The organism is Agarivorans sp. Alg241-V36 (assembly GCF_900537085.1).
In the GTDB taxonomy this organism is placed as follows: domain Bacteria; phylum Pseudomonadota; class Gammaproteobacteria; order Enterobacterales; family Celerinatantimonadaceae; genus Agarivorans.
The window spans coordinates 402,640-420,706 of record NZ_UNRE01000005.1 but is presented as its reverse complement, the minus strand read 5'-3'; the positions used below and the strand labels follow the sequence as shown (position 1 = coordinate 420,706).

At 43.9% G+C, this 18,067-nt stretch carries 14 protein-coding genes; 10 read left to right on the top strand and 4 right to left on the bottom strand.

What is annotated here, in order from left to right:
- Positions 1 to 46: 46 nt before the first annotated feature.
- From G6R11_RS13780 to G6R11_RS13770, 3 genes are all read right to left on the bottom strand, one after another.
- Complete coding sequence (locus G6R11_RS13780) at positions 47 to 2,371, bottom strand: acyl-CoA dehydrogenase (RefSeq protein ID WP_163133644.1); 2,325 nt, start codon at positions 2,369 to 2,371, stop codon at positions 47 to 49.
- A 40-nt stretch (positions 2,372 to 2,411) separates the two neighbouring features.
- Positions 2,412 to 3,038 (bottom strand): TetR/AcrR family transcriptional regulator, encoded by a 627-nt coding sequence (locus G6R11_RS13775; RefSeq protein WP_205472823.1) that lies wholly within the window; start codon positions 3,036 to 3,038, stop codon positions 2,412 to 2,414.
- 247 nt (positions 3,039 to 3,285) lie between these two features.
- On the bottom strand, positions 3,286 to 3,888 hold the full coding sequence (locus tag G6R11_RS13770; RefSeq protein WP_163133643.1) for a hypothetical protein: 603 nt from the start codon (positions 3,886 to 3,888) through the stop codon (positions 3,286 to 3,288).
- Between the two features lie 499 nt (positions 3,889 to 4,387).
- Here G6R11_RS13770 and G6R11_RS13765 point away from each other — a divergent pair, with 499 nt between their 5' ends.
- The 4 genes from G6R11_RS13765 to G6R11_RS13750 all read left to right on the top strand — a co-directional run bounded on the left by G6R11_RS13765 (position 4,388) and on the right by G6R11_RS13750 (position 6,766).
- A complete protein-coding gene (locus G6R11_RS13765) occupies positions 4,388 to 4,642 on the top strand; it encodes a DUF2282 domain-containing protein (protein WP_163133642.1) in 255 nt (84 codons plus the stop codon).
- 70 nt (positions 4,643 to 4,712) lie between these two features.
- Positions 4,713 to 5,555, top strand: a complete 843-nt coding sequence (locus G6R11_RS13760; protein ID WP_163133641.1) for a DUF692 family multinuclear iron-containing protein — start codon at positions 4,713 to 4,715, stop codon at positions 5,553 to 5,555.
- On the top strand, positions 5,548 to 6,327 hold the full coding sequence (locus G6R11_RS13755; RefSeq protein ID WP_163133640.1) for a DNA-binding domain-containing protein: 780 nt from the start codon (positions 5,548 to 5,550) through the stop codon (positions 6,325 to 6,327). Before G6R11_RS13760 ends, G6R11_RS13755 begins: the two co-directional genes overlap by 8 nt.
- Positions 6,311 to 6,766, top strand: a complete 456-nt coding sequence (locus G6R11_RS13750) for a DoxX family protein (protein ID WP_240352473.1) — start codon at positions 6,311 to 6,313, stop codon at positions 6,764 to 6,766. Before G6R11_RS13755 ends, G6R11_RS13750 begins: the two co-directional genes overlap by 17 nt.
- A gap of 28 nt (positions 6,767 to 6,794) precedes the next feature.
- Here the strand turns inward: G6R11_RS13750 and G6R11_RS13745 are convergent, their stop codons facing one another.
- A complete protein-coding gene (locus tag G6R11_RS13745) occupies positions 6,795 to 8,321 on the bottom strand; it encodes a fumarate hydratase (protein WP_163133639.1) in 1,527 nt (508 codons plus the stop codon).
- A gap of 206 nt (positions 8,322 to 8,527) precedes the next feature.
- On the opposite strand from G6R11_RS13745, the gene pabB reads away from it, so the two are divergent.
- The 6 genes from pabB (at position 8,528) to G6R11_RS13715 (ending at position 18,035) form a co-directional block, all read left to right on the top strand.
- Positions 8,528 to 9,898, top strand: a complete 1,371-nt coding sequence (gene pabB / locus G6R11_RS13740) for an aminodeoxychorismate synthase component I (protein ID WP_163133638.1) — start codon at positions 8,528 to 8,530, stop codon at positions 9,896 to 9,898.
- A gap of 20 nt (positions 9,899 to 9,918) precedes the next feature.
- The gene (locus tag G6R11_RS13735; RefSeq protein WP_163133637.1) at positions 9,919 to 10,491 is read left to right on the top strand and encodes a CoA pyrophosphatase; all 573 of its coding nucleotides are present in this window, start codon (positions 9,919 to 9,921) and stop codon (positions 10,489 to 10,491) included.
- A gap of 75 nt (positions 10,492 to 10,566) precedes the next feature.
- A complete protein-coding gene (locus tag G6R11_RS13730; protein ID WP_163133636.1) occupies positions 10,567 to 11,925 on the top strand; it encodes an L-serine ammonia-lyase in 1,359 nt (452 codons plus the stop codon).
- Positions 11,926 to 12,079: 154 nt separating this feature from the next.
- Positions 12,080 to 14,191, top strand: coding sequence for a di-heme-cytochrome C peroxidase (locus G6R11_RS13725; RefSeq protein ID WP_240352472.1), 2,112 nt, complete (start codon positions 12,080 to 12,082; stop codon positions 14,189 to 14,191).
- 1 nt (position 14,192) lies between these two features.
- Positions 14,193 to 15,425: a catalase gene (locus G6R11_RS13720; RefSeq protein WP_163133635.1), complete on the top strand. Its 1,233-nt coding sequence runs from the start codon at positions 14,193 to 14,195 to the stop codon at positions 15,423 to 15,425.
- A 207-nt stretch (positions 15,426 to 15,632) separates the two neighbouring features.
- A complete protein-coding gene (locus G6R11_RS13715) occupies positions 15,633 to 18,035 on the top strand; it encodes an exonuclease domain-containing protein (protein ID WP_163133634.1) in 2,403 nt (800 codons plus the stop codon).
- Positions 18,036 to 18,067 lie beyond the last annotated feature (32 nt).

Below are 18,067 nucleotides of genomic sequence, written 5' to 3'. Positions count from 1 at the left end.
TAAAAAAGGATGCTAAAAGCATCCTTTTTGCTTAGAAAATTAGTGACTAAGCGACATTCACTTCAGATTCTATTGGAGCATTTTTTGCCTCTAACACTCCAGGTTCGAAGTGGTCAACTTGGATGGCTTGGTAACGCAGTTTATCCGCCTCAAGCAAGTTTGTAGCCTCTTCTTGGGTGAGAATATCTTGCTCTAAGGCTTTATCTACAATCTCATCTAAGGCCACTTTACGTGGCAGTTGGCCAGCTTTTTGCGCTTTAGCAATTTTACGCTCTAAAGGACGGACCTTGTACATTGCCAAAAATGCTTGCTCAATAATTGCTACCGCATCACCTTCACCACCGTTAGTTACACATAAGTGGCTTAGGCGTTCTCGTGCAGCGCCTGGTGTCATCATGGTTTCACAAATCTGATGACTTACCTTATCTTCTGCTAACTTAAAGCGATTTCCAAATGGGAACACGACGGTTTTTAGCACTCGAGCAACAACGCGGTTTGAGAAGTTTTGGAAGAAGCCTTCAAAGGCAATACCAATTTCATGCAGGTTACGTTCTACTGCCCATTTAACAAAAGGTAAGTCTTCTGCTGGTCGGCCTTGGTCTTCATAGTGCTTCAAAGTAGCAGATGCTAAGTAAAGGTTACTTAATACATCGCCTAAACGCGCCGAGATTCGCTCTTTACGTTTAAGATCACCACCTAGAATTAGCATCGACATATCGGCACACAGTGCTAATCCACGGCTCATGCGGGTTAACTGGCGATAGTAAACCGCTGTTTCACCAGACACTGGACTAGAGTTAAACGCTGCACCAGTTAAACCTTGGAATAAACTGCCCGCAAAGTTACCTACGCCAAAACCAATATGCTTAATTAGTAAGCTATCAAATTCAGCTAAACCTGCTTCTTCATCTGGGTTGGCTGCTGCTTGTAGCTCTTTAAGTACATAAGGGTGACAACGTGTTGCACCTTGACCAAAGATCATCAAGTTACGGGTTAGAATATTCGCACCTTCCACCGTGATAGCAACAGGTACGCCGTTATAGGCGTGGCCTAGATAGTTCATGGCGCCAAGCTGAATTGCTCGACCAGAGTGGATATCCATGGCGTCATCTAACACGGTACGCGCCATTTCGGTCATGTGGTATTTAGCAATGGCAGTAACAATGGCTGGGCTTTGGTCTAAATCTAAGGCGCCAGCGGTTAAGCGACGAGCTGCTTCTAACTGGTAAGTCATACCACCAATTCTTGCTAACGCTTCCTCTACACCTTCAAATCGGCCAATTGATAGACCAAATTGTTTACGAACATAGGCGTAAGCACTGGTTGTGCGTGAGCTCATATGGCCAACAGCAGTGCCTAGAGCAGGTAATGAAATACCACGGCCAGCTGATAAACACTCAACCAACATACGCCAACCTTTACCTGCGTAATCAGCTCCACCAATAATCCAATCTAGAGGAATAAATACATCTTCACCGAAGGTTGGGCCATTCATAAAGGCTAAACCAAGTGGGAAGTGGCGATCGCCAGTGCGCACACCAGGATGGTCAGTTGGGATTAGGGCACAAGTAATACCTAACTCTTCTTGCTCACCCAGCAAACCTTCTGGATCGTAAAGCTTAAAGGCCAAACCCAATACCGTAGCTACCGGGGCTAAGGTAATGTAGCGTTTGTTCCAGTTTAAGCGAATACCAACCACTTCTTCGCCGTTAAACTCACCTTTACAAATAATGCCTTTGTCTGGAATTGCGCCAGCGTCTGAACCCGCTTCAGGGCCAGTTAAGGCAAAACAAGGTACGTGTGTACCGTCTGCCAAGCCAGGTAACCAATGATCTTTTTGCTCTTGGGTACCATAGTGAAGCAGTAGCTCACCTGGGCCTAAAGAGTTTGGTACCATTACTGTTACCGCGGCAGATAGACTGCGGGTAGCAATAGTACTTACGATGGTAGAGTTAGCGATGGCCGAAAATTCTCTACCGCCATAGGCTTTAGGAATAATAAGTGCGAAAAAGCCTTCTGCTTTTAGGTAATCCCATACTTGTTTAGGAAGGTCACGTTGATTTTGCACAATATCAAAATCATCAAGCATGTCTAATAGCGTAGCAACTTGAACATCCATAAAGGCTTGCTCGTCTTCGCTTAAGGTAGCTTTTGGGTAACTGTGAAGTTTATTCCAATCTGGCTTACCACCAAATAGCTCACCGTCCCACCAAACTGAACCCGCTTCCATTGCCTCTTTCTCGGTTTGAGACAGGGGCGGAAGAATTTTCTTAAACACTCTAAAAGCAGGTCGCGTTACCAGCTTTTTGCGCGTATCGGGTATGCATAACAGCACCACCGCCGCGGTCACTAACATCAACAAAATAGTCATGGTCAATTCCTTATTTCACGTACTTTATAGTTTTTATTTTTTAAGTTGGCGCACCCACACCGGCTGCCAAATAGGGGATTACTTTTCTGATCAATCCTTCGGTATTTAAATCTTCATTAAAGTCGGCACTGGCAATATCTTTAAGAGCAGTGCTAGATGCCATGGTGAACACCACTGTTCCTAAGGTGAAGTGCAAACGCCAAAATATATCGCTGTCTGATAACTCGGGATAAGCCAATCTCACCGCATCTTGAAAACGGCTGAGCACTTCTCCAAAGTGATGAGTAATAAATTTACGCAGGTGCCCTTGGCTGTCGGTATATCCTCGTCCTAATAATAGTAGGAACATCGCAGTACCGTGTTTCTTCACTTGGTTCATTTCAAGCAAGGGATCGATAAACGAAGAGAACACCTGATCCAGATTAGGCGGAGTGTCGCCTTCTATGTGCTCTAACATGGCCTTATCTACTAAGGGCATGAACTGCTCTAGGTAACGCATAAGAACAGCTTGGATAAGTTCTTTTTTTGAACCAAAATGGTAATTTACCGAGGCTAGATTAACCTCGGCATGAGAAGTAATTAACCTCAACGAGGTATCGGCAAATCCTCGTTCAGCGAATAAACGTTCGGCTGCATCGAGGATCTTACTTTTAGTTCCTTGTCTCACTATGACACCTTAAAAATAAAACACCTGTTTAAAATCTACGTTTAAGGCCTTCAGATGTCAATCATTCGCTGGGCATAATTTGCGGGTGAAACTAAAAACGAGAGCTGAGCTCGGATTTTTTTAAGAAAAAAAAGAAGATTTTTGAAACTTTCTCGAAAACGCCGGGTCTTAATCTATGCCACTGCAATTAAATACTTAAATTGAACGCCCAGCGCCCCCTGTAGCTGGGCTTTTTTTTGCCTGCAATTTACGAAGCGTCTTTCACGTTAAGGTAAGCAAATACACGATTCACCGCGTACTCTACTCCCTCTGGCTTAATGGCTATTTGGCGACGCCCCATTTCATCAGTTTCTACTTCCGCAAAGGCTTGTAGGCTAACCTGCCACATTTTGTAATTAGATTGCGCGGTATACAAACTCATCATTAAGGTGGCACGTTGAAAGCCTTGGTTGCCGTCATCAGCTAATCCTGGCGACACCCCAAACAAGGTCATCAATTGCTCATCACTCAGTTTTTGACTGGTGGGCAATGCAAAAGCCATCCAGTAATCGCAACTATCATCAGCTTGAGATAAATAGTGAATGCCTAGGTCTTCAAATTTTTGTTCAAAGGCTTTATGAAACGCATCGTAAGCTTGCACATCAGAGCGTTGTGGGTTGCGCAGAGCTTCTTCTAATAGCGGATGACTACAAACTGTTTGCTGTTTAAACACAGTAAATCCGGGCTCTGCACTAACTATAATGGTATCGCGATATTGCTGTTCTTTGCGCTGAGTTTGCTCTTCATCAACAACCGTTGTGCATGCGCTAGCCAATAGTGTCAAGGCACTTGCCAAGATAACTTGTTTCATAAATTCAACCTGTTTAAACAATGTATTGATATGATTAACTAATTAGTAGGAAAAAGCACGTATTTGTAACAAGTCCTTTCTAGACAAGCTTTCGAAGAAGAAGTTTCCTTATTTAGCTAATACTCTGCTTTTTTAAGCCCCGTTTAAAACGCTCAAGCAAAATATCAAAGCCTTTAAGCAGCAAAAAGGACCAGCATTTTCCTAAAACATATTAAGCCCCGCTTATTCGAACAAACATTTACATTTCGCCAACATATAAATTCGCTAGAAAATCAAAAAAAAGAAAGGCCAATTTTAAGGCGATTAAAATCAAGGCTTAAGCCACAGTACATCAGGCCTCAGCAAAAAGCCTTAAAGCACAAAAATGTAAAATCCTTTGTTTATTTGTTGATATTTTTTCACAACTTGCGAAATTTTTTCTGTAGTAATGCGGTTTCTTTAGCTACAACTAAGTGAACAAGTTGTACTTAACACGACACAATTTGATAAAGGAAATATTATGAAAGGTTCAAACATTGCAATCGCTACAGCAGTTACTGGTTTAATCGCATTGGGTACTCTTACCGCTACTCCAGCAGTTGCTGCAGGTAAAGAGAAGTGTTACGGCGTGTCTAAAGCGGGTAAAAACGACTGTGCAACTAAAAATAGTTCATGTGCAGGTACTGCTACCGCTGACAACCAGTCAGATGCTTTCGTAGTATTGCCAAAAGGCTTATGTGACAAACTAACTGGTGGTAGCAAACAATCTAGTTAATTTGTAACTGCCGAGCCAAGATGATTTGGTTCGGCAGCCTCCCTTCTCCCTCGTACAAATGAACACCACTATGACAAAAAAACAATACGGGCTTGGTCTGCGCTCAGCTTATGCAGAACAGTTGCTAAACAAACATCAGCAACTTGATTGGCTAGAGATCCACGCAGAGAACTACTTTAACCCACACTCATACGACTATCATCTGCTTAAGCAAATCGCTGAGCATAGTCCGATTAGTGTTCACGGAGTGGGTTTATCACTAGGTTCATTCGACGCCTTAAGCAAGCCACATTTAGAGAAGCTAAAAGCATTAATTGATGATGTTAATCCTTTTATAGTCTCTGAGCATTTAAGTTGGAGCAGCATTAACGGTCGCTTTTATAACGATTTACTGCCCTTACCTTACACTGAAGAATGCTTGAGAGTATTTATAGAGCACGTTAACCAAGCACAAGACTTTTTAGGCAGACAAGTGCTTATCGAAAACCCCTCTGCCTATTTGGCCTATCATGAAAGCCATATCCATGAGCCAGACTTTCTTAACCAATTAGTTGATGCAACAGGCTGCGGATTGTTACTGGATATAAACAATGTGTATGTCAGCGGCTATAACTTAGGCTGGGATAACCAAGCCTACTTAGAAACACTAAATTTAGATGCTGTGAAGGAGATCCACTTAGCCGGTTATACCGAGAAGCAACTCGACAATAAAACCGTGCTAATTGACAGCCACAACCAAAAGGTAAGCGAACCAGTTTGGCAGTTGTATCGACAGTTCCAACAGTACTATGCCAACAACATCCCTACCCTTATTGAATGGGACAGTGATTTCCCTAGCTTAGATGTGCTAGTAGAAGAAGTCTTACAAGCCAAACACATCGACTTAGAAACAAGCGAGGTGAATTGTGCTTAAGCAATTGCAGCAAGAGTTTTCAGACTCGCTAAATCAGACTAATACGAGTGTTGAAGCACGTTTAGCCAACAACGCGCTTAGCCCTGATGAATCAATGCAAATCTACCAAAACAATTATCTACTAAGCTTAAGCGAGGCCTTAAGCGCCACCTACCCCACAGTGCAGAAGTTGGTAGGTGAAGACTATTTTAAGTTTGTCGCCAAAAGTTTCATTTTGCAGCATGGCCATAATCAAGGTGATCTTAACTTGTTTGGCCATGGCTTTAATCAGTTTTTGCAGCAACAAGATGCCTTAGCTCAACTCCCCTATTTAGCGGATATCGCTCAGCTAGATTGGCTCATTGAACAAACCGCTGGCCAAGCCTTGCCAAGTCAATATTTCACTGTAGAAGCTCTGCAATCTATACCCGTAGAACAACTGGGAGATGTAGTACTGCATTTGGCTCCACATCAGTCCTTGTTAGCCAGCCAATACCCTGTATTCGCGATTTACCAAATGGTTCAGCAAGATCAAGTTGAAGCTATTGAATTAGATGAGCAAGATTTTGTGTTATTCAGCAAGCAGCCAAATTTTGAAGTGCAGCTAGAGCAAATATCCACGGTGAGTTACGAGTTTCTTAGTCATTGCCAGCAGCAACGTCCTTTAGGCGAGTTACCTCAACACTGCTTAGCGGAGCTAGAGCCACTGCTCGGCGAATCAATTCAACAGCAACGTTTATCCCATTTTAGTTTTGCATCAGAGAGAGGAGAATCCCATGATGCCACTTTATAATATGTACCTAAAAGCCGTGGAGCTAATGCAGTTTGTGCTTATCCCACTGCTACTCACCTTTACACGAATATGGGTGGCCATCGTATTCTTCCGTTCAGGATACTTAAAACTTACGAGCTGGGATTCAACACTTTATCTATTTGAGCTTGAGTACCAAGTGCCTATTTTACCCTGGGAACTAGCAGCCTATCTAGGCACCGCTGCTGAACTAATCCTGCCAGTATTTCTGGTACTTGGTTTATTTACCCGTATTTTCGCCTTAAAGCTGTTCTTGTTTAATATTATTGCCGTGGTTTCTTACCCGGTGTTGTGGCCAGGCGGTTTTTATGACCACCAGCTTTGGGGTTTAATGCTATTGATTAATGTCATTTGGGGTGCTGGTCCATTTTCAATTGATTACCTGTTAAACAAAAAAATGGCACAAAAAAAAGCGGCCTAAGCCGCTTTATTCTGCAAAGCTAAGTGAATTACTTGCTTAGTTTTGCATCTAATTCTTCAATTTTAGCTTTCCAAATCGCCGGTCCTTGCTGGTGAGCCGAGTTACCATCAGCATCTACCGCCACCGTGACAGGCATATCTTCTACTTCAAACTCGTAGATAGCTTCCATACCTAGATCTTCAAACGCCACCACCTTGGCATTCTTAATTGCTTTAGACACCAAATACGCTGCGCCACCTACCGCCATTAAATATACCGATTGGTGCTTGGCAATGGAGTCAACGGTTGCGGGGCCACGCTCAGCTTTACCAATCATCCCCATTAAGCCAGTTTCTTCTAGCATCATATCGGTGAATTTATCCATACGGGTTGAAGTTGTAGGGCCGGCAGGGCCTACCGCTTCGTCACGTACTGCATCTACAGGGCCAACGTAGTAAATAAAGCGACCATTAAAATCTACGCCATTAGGGAATGGTTTGCCTTGCTCTAAGTATTCTTTAATACGCTTGTGTGCGGCATCGCGACCAGTAAGAATCTTGCCGTTAAGCAATACCGTTTCACCCATTTTCCAGGTAGCAACTTCTTCTTTAGTCACCTTATTTACATCTACGCGACGAACATTATCGCCAACATCCCAGGTAATCTCTGGCCAGTCTTCTAACTTAGGTGGAGTAAGCACTGCAGGACCGCTGCCATCTAAGTGGAAATGTGCGTGGCGGGTTGCTGCACAGTTCGGGATCATCACTACTGGTTTAGACGCAGCATGAGTTGGGCAAGACTTAACTTTTACATCAAGTACCGTGGTTAAACCACCTAAACCCTGAGCACCTATACCCAATTTATTAATGCCGTCCATCAGCTCTAAACGCAGCTCTTCATCAGCATTCTCTGCGCCTTTAGCCATTAGGTCTTGAATATCGACCGGATCCATTAGCGATTCTTTGGCCATAACCGCAGCTTTTTCAGCAGTGCCGCCAATACCAATGCCAACCATGCCTGGTGGGCACCAACCCGCACCCATGGTAGGCAAGGTTTTTAATACCCACTCGGCTACTGAGTCTGACGGGTTAAGCATCACCATCTTTGATTTGTTTTCACTGCCGCCGCCTTTAGCTGCAACCATGATTTCTACTTTGTCACCAGCCACTAGGTCAATATGAACCACCGCTGGTGTATTATCTTTAGTGTTTTTACGCGCACCATTTGGGTCGGCAACAATAGAAGCACGTAACGGATTATCTGGATTGGTGTAAGCTCTGCGTACTCCTTCATCCACCATTTCTTGAACAGTTAAGTCACTGTCCCATTGCACATTCATTCCCACTTTTACAAAAGCTGTGATAATCCCAGTGTCCTGACAAATAGGACGTAAACCTTGAGCACACATGCGAGAGTTAATTAAGATTTGGGCGATGGCATCTTTAGCTGCAATGCTTTGCTCTTTTTCGTAGGCTTCGGCCATTGCAGTAACAAAATCGATGGGATGGTAGTAAGAAATGAATTGCAGCGATTCTGCGACACTGTCAATAAAGTCCTGTTTACGGATGATGGTCATAAAGTCTCCACGTTTCCTTATTATTGCCTTTAATTATCAACAGCTTTTATAGTTGCTGTTTAATTGGCTGTTAGGGTTGTTGTCGTTATCCTTCAGCGCCTATGATACCCTTGCGCCTCAAAGCCTGCTATAACCTAAAGCTAAGTTTTTACAATTTATCTACATCTTCAATTCTGTTTAGTGAATGGTCATCCAAAACTGCCTATATGATTGTTAGTAAAACTTTTTCTACTTCTCCCGCTCAACTATTTGAGCAATTAGCTCAACAAAACTGGTGCAGCTTTTTGCAATCGGCCGCCGACTCTCACGAAAATAATCATTTTGATATTTTGGTTGCCGATCCCATTGCCACTATTAGTTACAGTGAGCAAACCGCTGATGTAACCGTGGGAGTGGACCATTACCACAGCCAACAGCCACCTTTTGAGTTACTCGAATCACTGCGTAAACAACTGTTCCCAGACTCTCAAACAGGTACTTCTCATTTTCCTTTTGAAGGAGGTGCGCTGGGCCTATGGTCTTATGACTTGGGCAGAAGCCTGGAAGTATTACCTGAACAATTAAGCCAAGATTTAAACACCCCAGATATGGCTGTAGGCTTTTACGACTGGGCGCTAATTTATGATCACCACAGCAAGCAGACAACGCTTATTCAATGGCATCAGGTAGGCGAAGAAGCTCTAGCGCTAGAGCGCTTAGAACAACGAGCGCTTTGGCTAAATATACAAAGCACTCAAGAAGTCGAAGCGTTTAAACTTACTAGTGAATGGCAAAGTAACATGAGCCAAGCTAGCTACACTGAGAAGTTTAAGCAAGTTCAAGAATACTTACTCAGTGGCGATTGCTATCAAATCAATCTCGCTCAGCGCTTTGAGGCAAGCTATCAAGGAAACGAAGCTGAAGCTTATCAGCGTTTGCTATCAGCTAATCAAGCTCCCTTTTCAGCTTTTATGCGCTTACCAACTAGTTGTATTCTTAGCGTATCACCAGAGCGTTTCATTAGCCTTAAGCAAGGTGAGATTGAAACTAAGCCGATTAAAGGCACTCGCCCAAGAAGCAGCGATAAACACATAGATCAGCAATTAGCTAACGAGCTACTTAAGGCTGAAAAAGACCAAGCCGAAAACTTGATGATTGTAGACTTGCTGCGTAATGATATTGGCAGAGTAGCCAGCCCAGGCACGGTTGAGGTACCTAAATTATTTGCCATCGAATCTTTCCCGGCAGTGCATCACCTAGTGAGTACGATTCGAGCAAACTTAGCTCCGCAATATTCTGCCGAGCAACTGTTGGCAGCGTGTTTCCCTGGAGGGTCAATCACCGGTGCCCCAAAAATAAGAGCCATGCAGATTATAGAAGAGCTTGAAGAGAGCCGCCGCAGCGCTTATTGTGGAGCAATTGGCTATATATCGAGTAACGGCGATATGGATACCAACATCACCATTCGCACCTTGGTATGTGAAGACCAAAAAATTTACAGCTGGGCAGGTGGCGGAGTCGTCACGGATTCCAAAGTAGAAGCCGAATACCAAGAAACATTCGACAAGCTAAGCCGCATTTTACCTGTTCTTGAATAATAGTTAGTAGGAGGAAAGGTTTGCCCCACCAAGAAACCACGCATTATTTACAGCGCTTTCTCCTGCAACTTGCTAAACAAGATTCACCTCGCACCGCTAAACATGCTGCTGCGGTGTTACTACCAATTATCGCAAAGCCCGGTGAACCAGAACAAATTGTACTCACCCAACGCAGCGCTCATCTCCGTCATCACCCTTCACAAATTAGCTTACCGGGTGGCAAACATGACCCAGAAGATATTAACCTGAGCCACACAGCGCTTAGAGAAACCTACGAAGAAATAGGCATCCACCCCAACGCTTTCACCATACACGGTCAGTTACCTAAACAAACCACGGTCAGTAACTTTTCAGTGCGGCCATTTATCGCTACCACCAGCGATTCACTGTCTTTTAAACTCAACTATGATGAAGTGGCCCAAGTGATGGTATTGCCATTGCTGCCTTTTTTACAGCTAGATAATTACCATGCTTATCAATTCAAACGCAGAGGAAAACTCGAGGAAGTCTACTTCATAGAAGTAGAAAAACATGTGATATGGGGAGCTACCGCTAAAATATTGCGTGATTTCGCTTCTCATTGTTGCAGATAACTAAATATACTTATAACCTCAGAATTAACAACTTAATAGCTCAAGAAACTTTAGTAGCTTTAGCTAGGAATAAAAATGGTAAGTATATTTGACCTATTCTCAATAGGTATCGGCCCTTCAAGCTCTCACACCGTAGGCCCGATGAAAGCAGCTAAGCTTTTTGCCGAGCGTTTAGACAACAATGCCGAGCTCAATCGGGTTGATCATATTAAAGTGGAATTGTTCGGCTCTCTAGGCGCTACGGGTAAAGGCCATGGCACCGGCAAGGCAGTAATACTTGGTTTGCTGGGCGAATCGCCTGAGTCGGTAGACGTTGATACCGTTGATCAAATGCTGCTAACAGTAGAGCAAACTCAAGAGTTGGCTTTGCTGGCAAAAAAAACGGTTAACTTCCCAAAAACCGGTGCTATTGTATTTCATCGTCGTAAACAACTGCCAACGCATAGCAACGCTTTAAGCTTTCATGCACATCTAGATAATGGCAAGTGCATCTCTGCAACTTATTACTCAATTGGTGGCGGTTACATTATAGAAGACGGCCAAACCAACGACACAGTAAGCCACAACTACCCCTACCCCTTTGAAAATGCCGAAAGCTTATTGCAACGCTGTAAAGAAAGTGGAAAAAGCATTGCTGCAGTGGTGTCGGCCAACGAACAAGTACATTGCTCTACCCGCACTATTAGCCAGTACACCCAACAAATTTGGCAGACGATGCAAGCCTGTGTAAACCGTGGTATTAGTGAAGAAGGTATCTTGCCCGGCGGCTTAAAACTGGCGCGACGCGCACCTACTTTAAAGCGCCAGTTATCCTCCCAAAGTAACCTCAGCTCTGATCCACTTAATGTTATGGATTGGGTTAACCTGTATGCCCTTGCCGTGAGCGAAGAAAATGCCGGCGGTGGTCGTGTGGTTACCGCACCAACCAACGGCGCAGCGGGGATCATTCCAGCAGTATTGCACTACTATCATCACCACGTGCAGGCGCTTGACCAAGATTCCATTAATCAATTCTTTCTCACCGCTACAGCAATTGGCTCTTTATACAAAACCAATGCGTCTATTTCTGGCGCCGAAGTAGGCTGCCAAGGCGAAGTGGGCGTAGCCTGTTCTATGGCTGCAGCAGGTTTAGTAGCAGTATTTGGTGGTAATCCAGAACAAATCGAGAACGCCGCTGAAATTGGCATTGAACACAACCTTGGCTTAACTTGCGATCCTATCGGTGGCTTAGTTCAAGTACCCTGCATTGAGCGTAACGCCATGGGTGCACTCAAGGCGATTAACGCTGCACGACTAGCGCTAAGAGGCAGTGGTGAGCATAAGGTATCCTTAGACAAGGCAATCAAAACCATGTGGGAAACCGGTTGCGATATGAAGAGCAAGTATAAGGAAACTGCTCGCGGTGGCTTAGCAGTAAACATTATCGAATGTTAAGTGATTGCTAAGTGTAAATAGTCTGTTACTAGAGCTATCTCTTTGTTTTAGTAATAGTTAAGTGCAATTCACTTTAAATACCTATAACATTTAAACAACATTAACGGCCTGCAACACGCAGGCCGATTGCATTCTTACAAATGGATTTGAAACTATGCTAAAACAGCTCCTCTTCGGGCTACTTTTGCTCATCTTAAAAATTGTCTTGCTGCCCTTTAAACTACTGATTAAAGCCACTACCCATTTGCTTAATTGGATATGGGGTTTACTCAAAGCAATTTGGCACGTTTGGCTAGCACTCGGTCCTCGCTGGTTACGTTATTCTTTTCTTGGAATAGCCTTGCTTACTGCAGGATATTTGGGCTTAAAAGCCTTCCTCAAACCAAACTTAACCATCGAAACCGTCAATCAAGTTCACTACCTCAATAAAGGCTGGACAGACGAGCAGCGCGAGCGTTTTTATTACACGCCCCAAGGTACCGAGTTACTTGGCTTAGAGTACGACTGGTTTATTAACCTCGAGTTACCACTATCGAAAGACCTATTAACTAGCCCAGACAATATGCGCGGCTGGGGCTTCATCGTAACCCCAGGCCAACAGCCTAGCACTTTAAACCCAGGCAACCTGCCGGTTGGTTTGGGCCGACACATTGATCCTAAGTCTGGCAAGGAACGCTTAGATTTAACCTGTGCAATGTGTCACACCGGCGAGCTTCACTATCAAGGTAATGCACTGCGCATTGATGGCGGCCAAGCGGTACAAAGCATATCTAACGCAAAACGTGGCGAGTTTATTACTACCTTGGCAGCATCAGTGGTAGCAACCCTAGTTAACCCAAGTAAGTGGAGCCGATTTGCTGACCGCGTAGCAGGACAAGATCCTGCTAAACGTAAAGCGCTGCGCAAGCAAATTTGGGGCTTCTTAGGCAATATTAAACAGTTTGTTTCTGGCGCAGGCGCACCAAAATACTACCCTGTTGAAGAAGGCCGAGGCCGCACCGATGCAGTAGGTCGCATTGCCAATGTAGTATTTGGATACGACTTGGACGAGCCAGCTAACTATCGCGTTGCCGATGCACCAGTAAGTTATCCTTTCTTGTGGGATATTTGGCGCTTTGACTGGGTGCAATACACCGGGTTTACTAACCAAGCAATGGCTCGAAATGTAGGCGAGAGCTTGGGTGTTCTATCGCCAATTAAACTAGTTAACGATGATGGCGAGCTATTAACTTCTGAAGAGTTTGGTGAATCAGTTATCGACCTAGCTGGCATGCATTGTGTTGAAGGCACCCTTCGCTCGCTTGAGCCTCCTCGTTGGCCAGAAGCTATTTTAGGTGAGATAAACCTGCCACTTGCCACCCACGGTAAAGATTTGTTCTTAGACCAATGCCAAGCCTGTCATGGCCCGCATCAAGTTAAACCTTATCAATGGAAAGTAGCCAGCAAAGCCGGTGAAAACCCCGACAATCAAATTGATGTTAATTGGCAATGGGACATGGATGGAGACATCAGCTTTGTGGGGCAACAAGCGGTACGCGAAGATTGGCGCGAGGTGATTTGGGCAATGCCGTGGGTTAAAACTTCGGTAATTGGCACCGACCCTACTGCTGCAGATAACTACATGGATCACCGTTACGACGGTAGCAAAATTATCCCGGGCTCTGACCCAGTAAACGCAGGAGATGGTTTGCAAATATTGCTAAACCGATTGGTGCCTAAGCTTTATCAAGATAACGGCATCGATAAAGCCCTAATTGCTGATTACGATGGCTTAAATGTGCCTTTTAGAATCGCCAACATGCGCGCTTATAAACCCCGTCCACTGCATGGCGTTTGGGCAACGCCACCATTTTTACACAATGGTTCTGTACCAAGTTTGTATGCCCTGCTTTCACCGCTACGCGAACGTCCAAAACAGTTTTATGTTGGCAACCGTGAGTACAACCCAGAGCGTTTAGGTTTTATTACCGAGCAGCGCCCGGGTAGCTTCAAACACGACACCAGCATTAAGGGCAATGGTAACCAAGGTCACCTATTTACCGATGTAGATATGCCAGGTCGAATTGGCCGTTTGCTCAGTGCAGAAGAACGTGCAGCCCTGCTTGAATACTTAAAAGTAATGGGTAACCCAGAGTTCACCGAAAAACTTGGCGGCGACCCGCTTGATTGGTCTCAATATACTCAAGCGCCACTATTTGGTTCTGAACAGCAAGCTTGTTTAGACAGCTTTGATACCGCTAAACGTAATCCAGCAAAGGTGCACTAAGATGAAAAACGTACTTACTAAATCACCTTTAGTCGCTTGCTTGTTTGGTTTAAGCATAAACACCGCCAATGCCAACGACTTGTATAAGGAAATGGGCATCACAAAGCCCGAGCAAGAAGCCATCATGTCGGCGATAAACTCAGCGCGTGAAATTTCCAAGCGTGCTGAACAATATAATGGTTTACCCTATCGCCGTGATGCACACGCCAAAGCAACCGGCTGTGCTCGCGCTACTTTTTCGGTAAACCCGGATATACCAGAACGTTTTAAAGCCGGTCTGTTTGCTCAAGATAATCACCAGTACCAAGCGTGGATCCGTTTCTCAAACGGAGACATGTTGGTACAAGCTGATAGCAAAGGCGATGCTCGAGGTATGGCAGTAAAAGTGATGAATGTGCCTGGTAAACCCATAGCCCCAGAGTTAGGCGAAAGTCATAACCAAGATTTTATTATGACCAATACCCCCGCCTTCTTTAACCGCAATATATTCGATTATGCCGACGACATGACCTATCTGGCTAAGTTTCAGCGTACCAAATGGTTCATTAGTTTGTTCCCGCCAAGGTTGCACCCGAAACAGTTCTACCGAGCGATTCAAACGGTCTCGTCAGTTATTGATACGCCTCTAGAAGCGCAATACTTTTCAATGCTGCCTTACCGCTTAGGTCATAACACCATTAAGTTTTCCACTAAGCCATGCGCAGGAATGACTTTTGCCAACAAGGTGGATAAATCAAATCCTGATTACTTAAGTAGACAATTAGAGACTCAGTTGGCAAATGGCGGTGCTTGTTTTGAATTTATGGTGCAAGAAAAGCTTCCCGGCTATTACATGCCAGTAGATGACGCAACCGCGATTTGGTCAGAAAAGGCCTCACCGTTTATCACCATTGCCACCATTAACATTCCTCCACAGCATTTGTATAGCGAGCAACAGCAACAGTTTTGTGAAAACATCTCTATGAACCCTTGGCGAGCAGTGGAAGGCTGGGAGCCGCTAAGCAGCTTAAACAAAGCCCGACGAGTGGTCTATCAAGCGGTTTCTAAATACCGCCACCAGCAAAACAAAGCTGCCACTCCAGAGCCTAGCTCTTGGTGCTTAGCCGAGGAAGGTGAAAGCTGCGATCCACAGCAAGGTTTAGTAGTGAGCAAACCAACCTGGCCTCTGCCTCGCTGTTTTGACCGATACGCCGAACCCATTGACGGCGAAAGCTTAAACAGCAACTGTAAGTAACATTAAAAAACCACGCTAAGCGCGGGCTATTAAGTCAAACTGTGGCTGTTCAAGACATTGAACAGCCTTTTTTTATTATTTCTATATAAAAACAAAGGGCTGTAGCCGAATGTGATTTCAATAAATCATACGAGGAATATAAATAAAACAGTAGGTTAAGTGTGTTTTTTGCTGCTATTCGCTATACTCAGAATAAGAGAGGTATAGATGAATAATGAGCGTATCGTCTTTCTAGACACCGAGACTACTGGCGTAGACCCGCAAAAAGGCAATCATAGAATAATTGATATTGCTTGCATTGAATATGCTTCAGGCTCCCCAACTGGCTCAGTTCTTCAAACAATCCTTAACGGCGATGGTAAGCCTTCGACCAAAGGCGCTCTGAAAGTTCATGGTATTACAGATATAAGTCGTATCGGCAAGCCTAAATTTAAAGATATTTCGGATAACCTACTGACCTTTTTAAAAGGTGCACATTTAGTTATCTACAATAAATCATTTGATATTGGCTTTATTGAATCAGAATTTCGCCACATGGGTGAGAACGTTTCTTTAGTTAATCATTGCAAGAAGATCACTTGCGCAATGGAATTAGCTAAGCAGGTGCTTGGCGTGAACAAAATTTCTTTAGATAATGCCTGTCTCCGTTATTCAATTGACCTATCTTCTAGACAGAACCACGGTGCGTATATTGATGCAAGCTTGACTGCTGCTTTATATTTTAAGCTGACCGACAGTTCAATTAAACCACTAGCTCGAACCCCGCAGCAAGCAAAACATCGAGCACCTAAAGCTATATCTATCCCCCGTGCCTTTAGGCATCCTAAAACTGGCATAATGGTACAGCTGAATTTTTGTAAGAATGCAGATTGCGCCAATTTTGGAGTACCCGCTAGAAACCCAGCGCTAAACCCAGATAAAACTCCTAAACGTGGTTTAGGAAATGAATATAAGCTAACGTACAGTAGCCATATCAAGGGGCACTTACTAACATGCAAGCTATGTAATGAAAGCTCTATGCTTATAAACAACCGTGCGCATGTTCAGGAAAGCATGCGTTTGGCATCAATTGGTATCCCTGTTGAACCAACATGTACAAATAGTCTTGAAAATTGCAGTAATGCTGGGTTGGGAATATACAGCCACCCTAATGCCTATAAGAAAAACGGTTTCACACGTAAAACCAGAAACTGGGCAATCCCAGCGGTGAAAAAAGGCAGTAACAATCAAAAGCCTAAAATCACTATAGATATGCAACCTATGTACGGTTCGCAGCGCTACCAGTGCAAATCATGTGGCAAAAACTTTTCTGTAGCATTAGACCCTCAGCAAAAACACTATCGTAGAGATGTCAATGAGCCACTGTATCTAGCTTTCGTTAATAAAGGCATCATCAATCGGCAAGTAGATTTACTCGATTTAAACCCTCAAACGGTTTACGATAAAATTGATTTCTTTTATCAACAATCTTTGCTATTCAGTCGATTTCACGAAGTGTCATTAAAGCGCCGTTTTGCTGACTACACTCCGGTGTTAAGTTGTGACCGACAGTATTACCTGTCAAATTGGAATGACACTCACACTCCAATGCCTTCTAGGATTGTTAACACCTCAACAGTAGATAACCTGTCAGGATACATTTTAGAGGCAACGCTGAATTTTGACTCAACATCCGATTCAAATTATATAAAAGCTGAATTTGATCGTAAACGAGAAGGTGAAAAGCCGAGATATTACAGACGATTTGGACAGTACGTACTTTCAGATGACGACATTGAGGCCCCAACAGATAATAACTTTATCAACGTCCCATTGCAGATACCTCGCCGTGGGCTGCTGGTTCATCAAACCTATAGCTCGTTGGCTCACTTTGAAAAAGTTAAAAGCTTGTTAGCTGACTGCCCCAGTTTTGTCTTCTTCTTAGATAACGATAGTGGGTTCAGGCTAGGTTTTCCATCAGTTTTTCACGACCTGATTTCACAGGATAGGCTTTATGCTTACGTCGTTACTACCGCCAAAAATGGCGGTGCAAACTTACTAGATGCGGGGATGGCTGAAGAACTAAAAACCAGAGCCTTAGCATTGAAAGAGCAATATCCAGAAGAGTCTGAAAAACAGCTATGGCAGCGTATGTGGAAAACACAGTTTGAACGACCAGTAACACAGCCGGGTAAACGCTCTGAGTGGCTAGTTAACCCTAACCCTAATTCTCGATTTGTGGCCGTTCAGCCATTAACTGGTATTGATGCAGACTCAATAGAGCAGGCATCAATGATCTTACAGTCTACATCACTTAATGGCGTGGATAACTGGTTTCAAGTGCTACGTCGATTGGTGAATATGCTTGAAAGACCTGTAACCAGTGCTACAAACTCAAAGCGATGGAACGCATATGCTGGTTATAATCCTACTTGGATGTGCAAGCTAATTGAGATTATGCGTGTATACAATAACTTTTGTCGTACTAATGAAAAGTCTCTAAAAAATAAGCGCATTGATGATATACCGACAACATCCGCTCAACGTATTGGGATTGCTGATGAAGTATATTCCGCACAGGATATTTTAAGCTTTAGCTTCAATCGTGAATACCTTGCTTACAATGAATAAAGGTTACTTTTTATCTGTGACCACGCATATTG